The sequence below is a fragment of the Cupriavidus sp. UGS-1 genome (genome assembly GCF_021213615.1).
Taxonomy (GTDB): Bacteria; Pseudomonadota; Gammaproteobacteria; order Burkholderiales; family Burkholderiaceae; genus Cupriavidus.
The window spans coordinates 1-14,001 of sequence record NZ_JAJQJF010000003.1; the positions used below are offsets into that span (position 1 = coordinate 1).

The following is a 14,001-nucleotide window of genomic DNA, read 5'->3' on the forward strand; positions in this document are numbered from 1 at the left end:
CGAAGCCAAAGTCACTGGGTCCCCGCATGCGCGGGGACGACGTAAATCGATTCCACGGCGCCCGTCGGCCCCAGCGCCATCCCGAGATCGCCTACGCGATTCTGGATGCGCAGGGGCTGCTGGGCGAGGGCTGACGTTGACCCACGCCTACCTCCGTCGTCCCCGCGAAAGCGGGGACCCAGCGGCTCTTGTTGCGCCGAAGCCAAAGTCACTGGGTCCCCGCGTGCGCGGGGACGACATAAGTCAATTCCACGGCGCTCCGTTTGCCCATGCGCGGTCGATCTCGTCGATCAGCCGGCGCACCTTCGGCGACAGATGGCGGCGATTCGGATAGACCGCGCAGACCGGCGCTCCCGGGCCGGTGAACCGCTCGAGCACCGGCACCAGCGTGCCGGCGCGCAGATCGCCGCCGACCAGGAAGGCCGCAATCTGGACCAGCCCCGCGTCCGCCAGCGCCAGGTCGCGCATCGCCTCGGTATTGTTCATGCGCCAGCGGCCCTCGATCGCGAGCGTACAGGCGCGGCCGTCGACGGTGAAACGCCACGGCGGTGCCATGCCCGCATGCGTATAGACGATCGTGTCGTGACGCGCGATATCGTCGAGCGTCGCGGGGGTGCCGTGCCTGGCCAGATAACTGGGCGTGGCGCAGGTCACCAGCCGGTGCGGGGCCAGCACCCGGCGGATCAGCCCGCTGTCGTGCTCGCCGCCGACGCGGATCGCCAGGTCGATGCCGTCGCGCACGAGGTCGCTGTATTCGTCCGAGAACGACACCTCGGCCCGCAGCTCGGGCCATTGCGCCAGGTACCGGTGCAGGATCGGCACGATGTGCAGGCGCCCGAGCGTGACCGGCAGATCGATGCGCAGGCGGCCGCGCGGCACCTCGTTGCGCCAGGCCAGCGCGGCCTGCGCTTCGTCGACCTCGGCCAGGATGCGCACCGCATGCTCGTAGAACAGGCGGCCCTCGTCGGTCAGGCTGACGCTGCGCGTGGTTCGCTGCAGCAGGCGGGCCGCCAGTCCCGCTTCCAGCCGGCCGATGCATTTGCCGACCGCCGAGCGCGAGATGCCCAGCCGCTGCGCCGCCAGCGTGAAGCTGTGCGCCTGCGCGACCTGCACGAAGGCGCGCACATCGCCCAGGTGATCGAGCGCGATGCCTTCCCCATTAGGCACGATTCGTCCCCAGTGTTGCGAAAATTGGCTACTTTATCACCGCATTGGCAACGATTACGCTTGCCGGACTCGCGGGCGGCCCGGCGAAACGGGCCGGGCACCGCGTCAGACGGAGCGATTGCCAATGACTGACATCCATCAAACAAGATTCGACGATTCCCCGCTTGCCGGTCCATCCGCGGCATCCGGCGACACGCCCCCCAACCGCTGGCCCGCGGTCGCCGCGGTCGGCCTGGCCACCTTCGGCGTCGTCACCACCGAGATGCTGCCGGTCGGCCTGCTGACGCCAATCGCGCAGGGGCTGCAGGTATCGGCCGGCAGCGCTGGCCTGATGCTGTCGGCGCCCGCGCTGCTGGCCGCGCTGTTTGCCCCGCTGATCGTCGTCGGTGCCGGTTCGATCGATCGCCGGCGCCTGCTGGCGGCGCTGCTGCTGGCATTGGCCGGCGCCAACGTGCTGTGCGCGCTGGCGCCGACGCTGCCCTGGCTGCTGGCCGCACGGGTGGTGGTGGGCTTCTGCATCGGCGGCATCTGGTCCGTGGCCGGCGGGCTGGCGCCGCGGCTGGTGGCCGCGCCATCGGTCGGCTGGGCGACGGCGATCATCTTCGGTGGCGTGTCGGTGGCCTCGGTGGTCGGCGTGCCGCTGGGCGCCTGGCTGGGCGAACTGGTGGGCTGGCGCGCGGCGTTCGGCGCGATGGCGGTCTGCAGCGGCCTGATCTTCGCGATGAACGTGGCCACGCTGCCGCCGCTGCCGGCCGCCGCAAGCGGCTCCCGGCAAGGGCTGCGCGCGCAATTCGGCAACCGCGGCGTGCGGCTCGGCCTGACGGTGACGTTCTTCCTGGTGGCCGGCCACTTCATGGCCTATACCTTCGTCCGCCCCTTGCTGCAGCAGGTATCGGGCTTCGGCGCCGGCTGGATCGGCGTGCTGCTGTTCGGCTACGGCGTGGCGGGCATGATCGCCAATTTCGCTGCAGGGCCGCTCGCGGGACGGCATCCGGGACGCGCGCTGCTCGTCGTGGCGATGGCGCTGAGCGCGACGCTGCTGCTGTTCGCGGCCTTCGGCGACACCATGACGAGCGGGGCGGCGCTGCTGTTGTGCTGGGGGCTGTCGTACGGCGCGGTGTCGGTCTCGGTGCAGAGCTGGATGCTGAGGGCGGCCGACGGCATCGACGGCATCGAGTCCGCGACCGCGCTGCTGGTGTCGGTGTTCAACCTCGGCATCGCGCTGGGTTCGTTCTTCGGCGGCATCGCGGTCGATGCGGCGGGGCTGCATACCACGCTGCTGATCGCCGGTGCGCTGACGCTGGCGGGGCTTGCCACCAGCGCGCGCATGCAGCGGGCGCCGGCGGAACGTTCCGCCGGCCTCGCTCAATGCAGGCCGTAGCGCGCCAGCGTGTCCTGCAATTCCAGCAGCTCGACCATGGTGGCGCCCCCGGCCAGCCGCTCGCGCATTTGCTGCTCCTTGCGTTCGCGCGCTTCGCTCGCTTCGATGACCTGCGCCACCTGCTCGCGCGCCACCACGACCAGGCCGTCGCGATCGCCGACCACGATATCGCCGGGGCGGATCGCGGCGCCGCCGACGATCAGCGGCACGCCGAGCCTGCCCGGCTGCTGCTTGTTGGTACCGCGGATGCAGACGCCGCGGCAGAACACCGGGAAGCCCATCTCGACGATGCTGGACGCATCGCGCACCGCGCCGTCGATCACCAGCCCGGCAAGGCCGATCGTCTGCGCGGCGAAGGTCAGCACGTCGCCCCACGGGCCGGCGTCGGCGAAGCCCTTGGCGTCGACCACCAGCACGTCGCCGGGCCGCGCCTTGGTCAGCGCGTAGTGAATCATCAGGTTGTCGCCGGGGCGGATATCGACGGTCAGCGCCGGGCCGGCCAGCCGCATGCCGGGATCGAGCGCGGCGATGCGCGGGTCGATCGCGCCTTGCTGGCCCTGTGCCTCGTGGATGGTGGCCGTGCCGAGCCGCTTCAGGCGGTCCAGCTGGGCGATGGTGATGTCGGCGTACGTCATGGAGAACGGGAAGTCGGGATGAGGGCAGGGAAGCGGGCGGGGTGCGGGCAGGGATGTGGGCAAGGACGCGGTTCAGTCCACGGTCGCGCCGGAGCGCTTGACCACGGATTCCCAGTACGGCATCTCCTTGGCGATGAAGGCGCGGAACTGCGCCGCGGTGCCGCGTACGTCGGCCGAGCCCATGTCCGACAGCCTGCTGGCGATATCGGGTTGGCCCAGCACCGCGTTCAGCGCGGTGTTCAGCCGCTGCACCAGCGGCGCCGGCGTGTCGGCGGGCACGAACAGGCCGTACCAGTTCTCGATCACGAAGCCGGGAAAGCCGGCCTCCTGCATCGTCGGCAGATCGGGCAGCGTGCGGGCGCGCTTCGCGCCGGTTGTCGCCAGCGGGCGCAGCCGTCCGGATTTCAGTTGCGGCGCGATCGCGGTGGTGGTCTCGAAGGCGATCGGTACCTGGCCGGCAATCACGTCGCTGAGCGCCGGCCCCTGTCCGCGATAGGGGATATGAACGATATCGAGCTGGCGTTCGAGCTTGAGCATTTCGCCGGCCAGATGCTGCGGGCTGCCGCTGCCGCCGGACGCGTAGCTGTACTTGCCGGGCGCGGCCTTGGCGAGCGCGACCAGCTGCGCCACCGAGTTGACCGGCAGCGCGCTGTTGACGTACAGCACCAGCGGCACCGACGCGACCGCGCCGACCGGCGCCAGTGCGCGCGTGGGATCGAGCTTGAGCGAGTAAAGATTGCGGTTGATCACGATGCCGGTGTTGTTGCCCAGCAGCGCGGTACAGCCATCGCCCTTGGCGCGTCCGACGAACTCCGTGCCGATATTGCTGCTGGCGCCGCCGCGGTTGTCGACGATCACCGGAATGCCGAGCCGCGTCGACAGTCCGGGCGACACGATGCGCGCCAGGATATCGGTGGTGCCGCCTGGCGGATACGGCGACACGATGCGCAAGGTCGCGCATGGGTAAGGCTCGGGCGCTGCGGCGCGGGCGGCCGTGCCGGTGAAGACGAGGCTCGCGATCGCCCCGACGGCCAGCGGGACTGTGGGGTGTCGGCGCGGAAGGCGGCGCGCGGGAGTGGGCGCGATGGTCATGCTGTCTCCTGTTGGATTCGGTGCGACGTGGTCCGTCGTCTGTCGATGAGAGGCGATGCCGGCAGCGGTGAAGGCCGCCGACAGGCTTTAGCGAGCGCTAGTGGCCGGCACGCTGCAGCAGGTGATAGCCGAACTGGCGGCGGGCCTCGCGCAATGCCATGCCGCTCAGCGCCGCGTCGAGAATCCGCTGTTCGACGTCGCGGGTCCGCAGCGCGCGCTCGATCACGCGCTGCGCGTGCGATTGCGGAATGACCACGACGCCGTCGCCATCGGCGAGGATGTAGTCGCCGGCGACCACGCGCACGTCGCCGAGGCTGACGGGCTGCCCGACCGCCGAGACCTGCACGCGATCCTTGCCGGTGCGCATGAAGCGTCCGCGGGCATAGAGCGGGTAGCCGGCGGCATCGGCTTGCGCGGTGTCGCGGCAGACGCCGTGGATCACGGTGCCGGCGACGCCGCGATGCGCGGCCAGCTGGCTCATGATGCCGCCCCACACCGTGCAGTCGAGGCGGCCGCCGTTGTCCAGCACGGCCACCGATCCGGCCGGAATGTCGTCGAGAAAATCGCCGACGGTGCCGGGGGCTGCCACATCCACCGGCACGAAGCTGACGGTGAAGGCCGGGCCGAACAGCGCCGGCGCGCCGGCGACCGGCCGGATGCCCAGCGCGCTGCCGGGTAGCCGGAAATAGTCCAGGGCGTCGGAAACCTCGGCGGTGGAGAGTTCGCGCACGGCCTGCAGCCAGTCGTCTCCGTGCTGCTGCCCGAATTTGTCCCTGTGCCCGTCCCGGGGCTGCATGGCGTTCATATCGATGTCCTCGTAAGCGTCAGGCGCAGTTTCAAGTAAAGTTGCAGCCGGATCAAACATCGATTAATGGACCCATATTCATAAAAAATGAACTTGCGCCAGCTCAGCTACTTCTGTGCCGTGGTCGATGCCGGCAGCGCCGTCGAGGCAGCCAATCGGCTGTTCGTGGCGCCGACGGCGATCAGCATGCAGATCTCGCAGCTAGAAGGCCGGCTCGGCGCGCCCGTGTTCGATCGCTCGACGCGGCCCATGTCGCTGACCGCGACCGGGCGCTTCCTCTATCCGCGCGCCAAGGACCTGCTGTCTCAGGTGCGCCGGCTCGACGAGGAGGCGCGTGCGGTCGCCGCCGGCAATCTCGGCTGGCTGGGCATCGGCTTCACCCGCTCGGCAATCTTCTCGATCCTGCCTGCGGCGGTCCGCCGCTTCCGCAAGCGTTTTCCCGATGTCCATCTGGACCTGGTCGAGCAGTTGTCGGAGCACCAGAGCGCGTTGCTGCGGCGCGGGCGCATCGATGTGGGCATCTCGCGCTATATCGGCGACTTCGAGCGGCCCGCGGATCTCGAGCACACGATCCTGTTCGAGGAACCCTTCGTCGCGGCGCTGCCGGCGACGTCGGCGCTGGCGCGGCGCAAGTCGCTGCGCGCGGCCGAGCTCGGCGCGATGGCGCTGATCCGCTATCCGAAGGATCCGCAGAGCGGCTTCGCGGACCTGATGCTGGCGGCGCTGCGCCGGGCCGCTTGCGATCCGCAGCCCGGCCACGAGGCGATCGAGATCCATACCGCGCTCGGGCTGGTCGCCGCAGGACTGGGCTTTACGCTGGTCGGCGCCTCGGTCGCCGAGGCGAACCGGCCCGACGTCGCCTTCGTGCCGATCGCGGATCTCGACGCCCATGCGACCGTGGTCGCGGTCACGCGGGCCGACGGGTCGACGCCGGCGGTGCAGGCCTTTGTCGCCGCGCTGAAGGAGGGCAGGGGCGGCGCGCACAGGCGCGTACCGCGACGGAAGGTCCGCGCGCCGTAAAGGGGGGCACCATGTCGCCGGCCATGACCTAACATGAGGACTTGTCCCGCCTGCGCTTCCCTTGTGCGGGCTCTCGACGGCAGGAGGTCGCCATGGCTTTCTTCGCAAAGGCTGCGATTGCGCAGGTTCGTGTCGCGACGGGCGCCGCACTGGCCCTGGCGATGCTGGCAGGGTGCGGAGGCGGTGGGGGCGAAGATGGCGGGACCGCCATCCCGCAGCCCGAGGTCGCGACGGCCCGCGACGGCACGCTGCGCGCGACGCTGCGGCAGGCGCCGGCCACCATCACGGTGGCCGGCAAGACCTTCACCTCCAATGTCTTCAACGACACCTATGTGCCGCCGGTATTGAAGCTGCGGCGCGGCGAGCGGCTCGAGCTGACGCTGCGAAACCGCATCGGCAAGGCCGACGTGCAGATCGACGGCCCCGAGGAGACCAACCTCCACTATCACGGCATGTCGATCTCGCCGAAGGCGCCGGCCGACGACATCTTCCTGCATATCGCCAGCGGCGCGGACTACCAGTACAGCTGGCAGGTTCCGGCCACGCACCCGCAGGGCAGCCATTGGTATCACCCGCATCCGCATGGGCTGGTCGAGCCGCAGATACTGAGCGGCATGTCGGGCATGCTGGTGATCGACGGCGTGCTGGATCATTTCCCGGCCTTCGCACGGCTGCCGGAACGCTACTTCCTGCTCAAGGACATCCAGTTGCCCGGCGCCGACGACAGCGCGCCGCTGACCAAGACCATCAACGGCGTGCTGGGCGGCGTGCTGCGCATGCGGCCCGGCGAGATGCAGGTCTGGCACCTGGGCAATGTCGGCGCCGACGCCTACTTCCATGTCGCCATCGATGGCGTGCCGCTGTGGGAGCTGAGCCGCGACGGCAATCTGCGCGCGGGGCCAGAACGCAATGCGTCGCTGTTCCTGCCGCCTGGCGCGCGCTCGACCGCGATCATCCAGGCGCCCGACGTGCCGGGGCGTTATGCGATCCGCACGCTGGCGGTCGATACCGGCCCGCAGGGCGACCCCAATCCCGAGGTCCAGCTTGCCACGCTGATCGTCGAGGGGCCGCGGCATGAGAGCGCCTCGCTGCGCGCCGCGCTGGCAGACCCGGCGGTCGATGTCGATACGCTGACGCCGGCGCAGGTCGCCGCAATGCCGATCACGCGCCGCCGCACGGTGGTCTTCTCGGAATCCGCGGACGGCAATACGTTCTTCATTGACGGCAAGCAGTACGACCCGGCCCGCGACGATGTCACGGTCAACCTGGGCGATGTGGAAGAGTGGACCGTGCAGAACGTCAGCGGCGAGCGCCACGTCTTCCATATCCACCAGCTCGACTTCCTGGTGACCTCGATCAATCAGCAGGACGTTGACGAGACCGGCCTGCGCGATGTCGTCGACCTGCCGTACCAGCAGAACGGCGTGCCGGGCGAGGTCAAGATCGTGATCCCGTTCACCAACCCGCTGATGGTCGGCCGCTTCGTGTTCCACTGCCATATCGTCGGACACGAGGACGGCGGCATGATGGCCAATGTCGTGGTGCTGGGGCCGGGACAGACCACTGCAGCGCCGGCCAGGATGCGCATGGTGACACCAGCAGGGTCAGCAAGATCGGCGAACGCGACTTTCCTTTCGCGCTGGCTGGGCACGCCCGCTCGGACGCGGACGCCGTGGGAGGAGGCGGTGTGCCGGTCGCCCCAGGCGAATGCGGCGGCGGGCGGCGTGGTGGCGCGGCTGCGCTGAGATCGGTGCGCGCATCCCACATGCGCTGACCGCGTATCGAAATCCGAAACGCTTCGTTTGTCATGGCGGCCTGTCGGGCTATCGTCGGGGCTACTCGATTCCCGATCCCCGATCCATCAAGCCATGACGCTTCCGATCCTGATTCAAGGGCTGCGACGCCTGCGCGCCCTGCGTGGCCTGGCGGCGCTCGCCATCGTCTGCGCTGCCGCGGCGGCATCCGGTGCCGCGCTGGCGCAGGCCGCCACCGACACCCTGCGCATCGGCTATCAGAAGTCCGCCAGCCTGCTGGTGCTGCTCAAATCGCAGCAGTCGCTCGAGCGCCGGCTGGCGCCACTCGGCACCACGGTCAAATGGGTGGAGTTTCCGGCCGGCCCGCAATTGCTGGAAGGGCTGAACGTGGGCGCCGTCGATGTCGGCTTCGTCGGTGAAGCGCCGCCGATCTTCGCGCAGGCGGCCGGCGCCGACTTCGTCTATATCGGCTTCGATCCCGCCGCGCCCGAGGCCGAGGCCATCGTCGTGCGCCGCGATTCGCTGCTGCGCTCCGTGGCCGATCTGAAAGGCAGGAAGGTCGCGTTGAACAAGGGATCGAACGTCCATTACCTGCTGGTCAAGGCGCTGGAGAAGGCGGGGCTGAAGATTAGCGATATCCAGCCGGTGTATCTGGCGCCGGCGGACGCGCGAGCGGCCTTCGAGCGTGGCGCCGTCGATGCCTGGGTCATCTGGGACCCGTTCCTGGCCGCCGCGGAAAAGCAGGTCGGCGCGCGCGTGCTGGCCGATGGCCGCGGCCTCGTCAACAACTACGCCTACTACCTTGCGGCGCGGCGCTTTGCCACGCAGAAGCCGCAGATCGTCGAGGCGCTGTTCGATCAGCTGTTGCGAGAGGGCCAGCGCCTGAAGGCCGATACCCGTGCCGCGGCGGCGCTGATCGCCCCGCAGCAGGGGCTCGACGTCGACGTCGTCGAACGCACGCTGAACCGCAGCGAGTTCGGTGTCGCGCCGCAGACCCCGGCCGTGGCCGCGCAACAGCAGCAGATCGCCGATACCTTCCATGCGCTGAAGCTGATCCCGAAGCCGATCCGCATCGCCGACGCGCTGCCCGCCAGGCGAGACGCCGTCGCACAGCGTGCGGCGAACGCCGGAGATGCCCGATGAAAGTCCTGTGGTTCCTGCCCACGCACGGCGACTCGCGCTACCTGGGCACCGCCCGGGGCGCGCGCGCCGCGACCTTCGACTACTTCAAGCAGGTGGCGATCGCCGCCGACAGCCTCGGCTACGAGGGCGTGCTGCTGCCGACCGGTCGCTCCTGCGAGGACTCGTGGATCCTGGCCTCGAGCCTGATCGATGCCACGCGGCGGCTCAAGTTCCTGGTGGCGCTGCGTCCGGGCCTGATGCAGCCCTCGCAGACCGCGCGCATGGCCGCGACGCTGGACCGCTTGTCGGGCGGGCGGTTGCTGGTCAACCTGGTCACCGGCGGCGATCCGGAAGAACTGGAGGGCGACGGCCTGTTCCTGTCGCATCGCGACCGCTATGCGCTGTCGCGGGAATTCCTGACGATCTGGCGCGAGATCCTGGCGCGCAGCCACGATGGCGAGGCCTTCGACTTTGCCGGCGAACATCTGCGCGTCGAGGGTGCGAAGGCGCTGTATCCGCCCATCAGCCGGCCCTATCCGCCGCTGTTCTTCGGCGGCTCGTCGCCCGAGGCGCACGATCTTGCCGCCGCGCAAGTCGATACCTATCTGACCTGGGGCGAGCCGACCGAGGCGGTGGCGCACAAGATCGCCGACGTGCGGGCGCGCGCCGCCGCGGTCGGCCGCGAGCTGCGCTTTGGCATCCGGTTGCACGTGATCGTGCGTGAAACCGAGGACGAGGCCTGGCGCGCGGCCAGCGAACTGGTGTCGCATCTGGACGAGGAGATCGTCGCCGCGGCCCAGCGCAAGTTCGCCGCGATGGATTCGGTCGGGCAGCGCCGCATGGCGCAGTTGCATGGCGGCCGCTTCAACAAGCACGATGTCCGCCAGGGGCTGGAGATCGCACCGAACCTGTGGGCCGGCGTGGGGCTCGTGCGAGGCGGTGCCGGTACCGCGCTGGTGGGCAATCCCGAGCAGGTGGCCGCACGCATCCAGCAATACGCCCAGCTCGGTCTCGAGTACTTCATCCTGTCCGGCTACCCGCATCTGGAAGAGGCGCACCGCTTCGCCGAACTGGTGTTTCCGCTGCTGCCGCTGGCCCAACGCGAGGCCACCGAGCGCGTGCTGACCGGACCGTTCGGCGAGATCGTCGCCAATACCTTCGTGCCTTCGAGCGCCGCGCAGGCGGCCACGAAGGGGGGCACGCAGGGCGCCAATCTGTCCGCGAGCTGAACGCCATGTCGAATTCATCGAAAAGCGGTGCCGCGCTGGCGGCCGACTTCCATGCGGGCGCGCCCGCGCGCGCGCTGCTGCCCCAGGGTTGGGCGGCATCCGCGCTGCGGCGCGGCTTGCCGTGGCTGGTGCCGGCGCTGATCCTGCTGCTGTGGGAGCTGGCCTCGCGCAGCGGCTGGCTGTCGAGCCGCGTCCTTCCCGAGCCGCTGGCCGTCGTCGCTGCCTTCCGCACGCTGGCGCTGTCCGGCGAGCTGTGGCAGCACACCGCGGTCAGCGCGTGGCGCGCCCTGGCCGGGCTGGCGATCGGCGGCGGATTGGGGCTGTTGCTCGGGCTGCTGAACGGCACCTTCCGCAGCGCCGAGACGCTGCTCGATTCGAGCCTGCAGATGGTGCGCAATATTCCCGCGCTGGCGCTGATTCCGCTGGTGATCCTTTGGTTCGGCATCGACGAGGCCGCCAAGCTGTTCCTGGTGGCGGTCGGCGTGTTCTTCCCGATCTATCTGAACACCTTCCATGGGATCCGCTCGGTCGACAAGGGCCTGATCGAGATGGCGCGCAGCTACGGGCTGTCCGGCTGGGCGCTGTACTGGCAGGTGATCCTGCCGGGTGCGCTGCCGTCGATCCTGGTCGGGCTGCGCTTCTCGCTGGGTCTGATGTGGGTGCTGCTGATCGTCGCCGAGACGATTTCCGCGCAGGCCGGCATCGGCTACCTGACGATGAACGCGCGCGAGTTCCTGCAGACCGACGTGGTGCTGGTCGGCATCCTGCTCTACGCGCTGCTGGGCAAGCTGGCCGACCTGCTGGCCAAGGGACTGGAGCGCTGGTGGCTGCGCTGGCATCCGGGCTATCAAGGCGCCGAACCGCCGAGCGCGACGAAGGCCTGAGCGCACTCGAGCCAACCACGAACGACCCTGCCGGAGTAGAACCGATGCATGCCACGCAACAACACTTGCCGCTGCGGCGCGCGGGCCGTGAGGCCAGCGAGTCCGATCCGCCGGCCGCGCCTCGGACCGCGGACGATCGCGGTGACCGGACCCCCCGTCCGCGCGGCACCGAGGTCGCGATCAGCGCCGTGCACAAGGCCTACGGCGGCCGCACCGTGCTGCAGCAGATCGACCTGCGCATCGCGCCGGGCGAGTTCGTCGCGATCGTCGGCCGCAGCGGTTGCGGCAAGAGCACGCTGCTGCGTCTGGTCGCCGGACTCGAAGGCCCCAGCGCGGGGCGCATGGCGCTCGATGGCCGGCCGCGGGACGGCCATGACGACGGCACCCGCATCATGTTCCAGGACGCGCGGCTGCTGCCGTGGAAGCGCGTGCTCGACAACATCGCGCTGGGCCTGCCGGGGCGCGAAGGCCGCGAACGCGCGCGCGAGGCGCTGGCCCAGGTCGGGCTGGCCGAGCGTGCCGACGACTGGCCCGCGGTGCTGTCCGGCGGCCAGCGCCAGCGCGTCGCGCTGGCCCGCGCGCTGGTGCATCGGCCGCGGCTGCTGCTGCTCGACGAGCCGCTTGGCGCGCTCGATGCGCTGACCCGTATCGAGATGCAGCAGCTGATCGAGCGCCTGTGGCTCGCGCACGGCTTCACCGCGCTGCTGGTCACGCACGATGTGGCAGAGGCCGTCGCGCTGGCCGACCGCGTGGTGCTGATTGAAGACCACCGCATCGCCTTCGACGAGCGCGTGCCGTTGCCGCGCCCGCGCAGCCACGGCGCGCCGGCATTCGCCGCGATCGAGGAGCGCGTGCTGCGGCGGGTGCTGCGGCAGCCCGCGTCCGAATCCCCTGACAACGACGCGCGGACCCGCGCATTGGCAACGCACTGATGAACATCGTCGGCATTCTCGGCAGTCCCTCCACGCCTTCGCGTTCGGCCTACCTGCTGGAGCTCGCGCTCTCGCGGCTGGACGCCTTCACGTCCTCCTACCGCTCGATCCGGCCGCGCGACCTGCCGGCCCAGGCGCTGACGCAGGCGGACTTCGGCGATGCCCGCCTGCAGGAGGCGGTGCGCGCGGTCGGTGAATCGCAGCTGGTGATCGTCGCCACGCCGATCTACAAGGCCTCGTACAGCGGCGTGCTGAAGGCCTTCCTCGATCTGCTGCCGCAGGACGGCCTGCGCGACAAGACCGTGCTGCCGCTGGCCACCGGCGGCAGTCCCGCGCATCTGCTGGCGCTGGACTATGCGCTCAAGCCGGTGCTGTCGGCGCTCGGCGCGCGCGACATCCTCGACGGCATCTATGCGACCGACCAGCAGCTGCCATCGCGTCCCGAGGGCGGGTACACCGCGACGGGCGACATCGTCGAACGGCTCGACCGCTCGGTGCAGCGTGTCGCCGCGCGGGCGCGCGAACGGCAAGAGCGCGAGGCCGAACTGGCCCGTGCCGCGACGTCTTCGGCGATCAGCGAACCGTGGCCGGCCGAGCGCGTGCGCTGGTCCGTCTGACTTCGAATCAATCCGCTATTTCATCCAGGAACCCGTCATGACGATTCATGCCATCAACGTACGCAACCAGTTCCGCGGCAGGATCCGCGAAATCATCGAGGGACCGGTGGTGTCCGAGATCGATGTCGAAACCGCCGGCGGGCTGGTGGTGACCTCGGTCATCACGACGCGCTCGGTCAAGGAGCTCGAGCTCGCGGTCGGCAAGGAAGTGATCGCGCTGGTCAAGTCGACCGAAGTGTCGATCGCGACGCTATGACGCAAGGGAAGAGCGGCATGCAAGAGACGCGGCGACGGCTGTTGCTGACGGCGGCCGGCATTGCGGCATGGACGCTGGCCGGCACGGCACGCGCACAGACGGGCGGCAAGCCGGAAACGGTGCGGATCGGCTATCAGAAGTCGTCGACGCTGATGATCCTGCTGAAGTCGCGTGGCACGCTGGAGAAGGCGCTAGCACCGCTGGGCGCCTCGGTGTCGTGGCACGAATTCACCTCGGGCCTGCCGCTGCTCGAGGCGCTCAATGTCGGGGCATTGGACCTCAGTGCCGACGTCGCCGACGCGGTGCCCCCGTTTGCGCTCGCGGCGGGAGCGAAGCTGACCTACTACGCGATCGAGACGCCGTCGCCGACGGCGCAGGCGATCGTGGTGCCGCGCGACTCGTCGCTGACGTCCATCGCGCAATTGAAGGGCCACAAGGTCGCCTTCGCCAAGGGCGCCGGCGCGCACTACCTGCTGCTGGAGGCGCTGGCGCGCAATGGGCTGTCGATGCGCGATATCGAACCGGCGTATCTGACGCCGGCCGATGCGCGCGCCGCGTTCGAGCGCGGCAACGTGTCGGCCTGGGTCATCTGGGACCCGTTCCTCGCGGCCGCGCAGCGCCAGGCGCAGGCGCGCGTGCTGGCCGACGGCACCGGCCTGGCCAGCTATCGGCGCTTCTATCTGGCAGCCAGCGACTTCGCACGCCGACGCGCCGATGTACTGGCCACCGTGTTCGATGCGCTCGCGCAGGCAGGAGAGTGGGTCAAGGCCAATCCCGCGGCGGCGGCCGAATGGCATGCGCCGTTGATCGGCCTGGACGCGGCCACCGTCGAGATCGCCAACCGGCGCCGCAGCTACCGGCTGCAGGCGGTCGACGCGCCGGCGCTGGACGAGCAGCAGCGCATCGCCGATGCCTTCCACGCGCAGCAGATCATTCCGCGAAAGGTGGTGGTCGGCGCTTCGCCGGTGTGGCGGCGGCAGGCCTGAACAACGCTTGCACACCGGTGCAGATCGAGGGCTTGGCATTCGGACAACCGGTGTACTAACCTCGTTCTACGTTCCGGTGAACCGGGTTTACCCCCGGGCCGGAACGGCGCCATCGAAGGCG

General features: G+C 69.7%; 14 protein-coding genes. 10 read left to right on the forward strand and 4 right to left on the reverse strand.

All coding sequences use genetic code 11. The features are described from left to right. Window positions 1-243 precede the first annotated feature (243 nt). Complete coding sequence (locus LRR16_RS04890; protein WP_006578491.1) at window positions 244-1,167, reverse strand: LysR family transcriptional regulator; 924 nt, start codon at window positions 1,165-1,167, stop codon at window positions 244-246. A gap of 124 nt (window positions 1,168-1,291) precedes the next feature. Between LRR16_RS04890 and LRR16_RS04895 the strand changes: the two genes are divergently transcribed. Continuing rightward, a complete protein-coding gene (locus LRR16_RS04895) occupies window positions 1,292-2,548 on the forward strand; it encodes an MFS transporter (RefSeq protein WP_232204962.1) in 1,257 nt (418 codons plus the stop codon). Here the strand turns inward: LRR16_RS04895 and LRR16_RS04900 are convergent. The 3 genes from LRR16_RS04900 to LRR16_RS04910 form a co-directional block, all read right to left on the reverse strand. Next, complete coding sequence (locus LRR16_RS04900; RefSeq protein WP_064576661.1) at window positions 2,533-3,183, reverse strand: 4-carboxy-4-hydroxy-2-oxoadipate aldolase/oxaloacetate decarboxylase; 651 nt, start codon at window positions 3,181-3,183, stop codon at window positions 2,533-2,535. The genes LRR16_RS04895 and LRR16_RS04900 overlap by 16 nt on opposite strands. Before the next feature lie 72 nt (window positions 3,184-3,255). Next, the gene (locus LRR16_RS04905) at window positions 3,256-4,275 is read right to left on the reverse strand and encodes a tripartite tricarboxylate transporter substrate binding protein (protein ID WP_232204963.1); all 1,020 of its coding nucleotides are present in this window, start codon (window positions 4,273-4,275) and stop codon (window positions 3,256-3,258) included. 97 nt (window positions 4,276-4,372) lie between these two features. Then, a complete protein-coding gene (locus LRR16_RS04910; RefSeq protein ID WP_232204964.1) occupies window positions 4,373-5,080 on the reverse strand; it encodes an RraA family protein in 708 nt (235 codons plus the stop codon). 87 nt (window positions 5,081-5,167) lie between these two features. Between LRR16_RS04910 and LRR16_RS04915 the strand changes: the two genes are divergently transcribed. The 9 genes from LRR16_RS04915 (at window position 5,168) to LRR16_RS04955 (ending at window position 13,880) form a co-directional block, all read left to right on the forward strand. Beyond that, window positions 5,168-6,100: a LysR family transcriptional regulator gene (locus tag LRR16_RS04915; protein ID WP_232204965.1), complete on the forward strand. Its 933-nt coding sequence runs from the start codon at window positions 5,168-5,170 to the stop codon at window positions 6,098-6,100. A gap of 92 nt (window positions 6,101-6,192) precedes the next feature. Continuing rightward, window positions 6,193-7,845, forward strand: a complete 1,653-nt coding sequence (locus tag LRR16_RS04920; RefSeq protein ID WP_232204966.1) for a multicopper oxidase family protein — start codon at window positions 6,193-6,195, stop codon at window positions 7,843-7,845. Between the two features lie 123 nt (window positions 7,846-7,968). After that, window positions 7,969-8,997 (forward strand): sulfonate ABC transporter substrate-binding protein, encoded by a 1,029-nt coding sequence (locus LRR16_RS04925; protein ID WP_232204967.1) that lies wholly within the window; start codon window positions 7,969-7,971, stop codon window positions 8,995-8,997. Then, the gene (gene ssuD / locus LRR16_RS04930) at window positions 8,994-10,205 is read left to right on the forward strand and encodes an FMNH2-dependent alkanesulfonate monooxygenase (protein ID WP_232204968.1); all 1,212 of its coding nucleotides are present in this window, start codon (window positions 8,994-8,996) and stop codon (window positions 10,203-10,205) included. The genes LRR16_RS04925 and ssuD overlap by 4 nt, the downstream gene beginning before the upstream one ends. Window positions 10,206-10,210: 5 nt before the next feature. Continuing rightward, window positions 10,211-11,089 (forward strand): aliphatic sulfonate ABC transporter permease SsuC, encoded by an 879-nt coding sequence (ssuC, locus tag LRR16_RS04935; protein ID WP_023264764.1) that lies wholly within the window; start codon window positions 10,211-10,213, stop codon window positions 11,087-11,089. Between the two features lie 44 nt (window positions 11,090-11,133). Beyond that, window positions 11,134-12,021: an ATP-binding cassette domain-containing protein gene (locus LRR16_RS04940; RefSeq protein ID WP_232204969.1), complete on the forward strand. Its 888-nt coding sequence runs from the start codon at window positions 11,134-11,136 to the stop codon at window positions 12,019-12,021. Further along, on the forward strand, window positions 12,021-12,638 hold the full coding sequence (gene ssuE, locus LRR16_RS04945; protein ID WP_232204970.1) for an NADPH-dependent FMN reductase: 618 nt from the start codon (window positions 12,021-12,023) through the stop codon (window positions 12,636-12,638). Before LRR16_RS04940 ends, ssuE begins: the two co-directional genes overlap by 1 nt. 37 nt (window positions 12,639-12,675) lie before the next feature. Continuing rightward, on the forward strand, window positions 12,676-12,894 hold the full coding sequence (locus LRR16_RS04950) for a molybdopterin-binding protein (protein WP_006577405.1): 219 nt from the start codon (window positions 12,676-12,678) through the stop codon (window positions 12,892-12,894). A gap of 17 nt (window positions 12,895-12,911) precedes the next feature. Beyond that, the gene (locus tag LRR16_RS04955; RefSeq protein ID WP_232204971.1) at window positions 12,912-13,880 is read left to right on the forward strand and encodes an aliphatic sulfonate ABC transporter substrate-binding protein; all 969 of its coding nucleotides are present in this window, start codon (window positions 12,912-12,914) and stop codon (window positions 13,878-13,880) included. Window positions 13,881-14,001 lie beyond the last annotated feature (121 nt).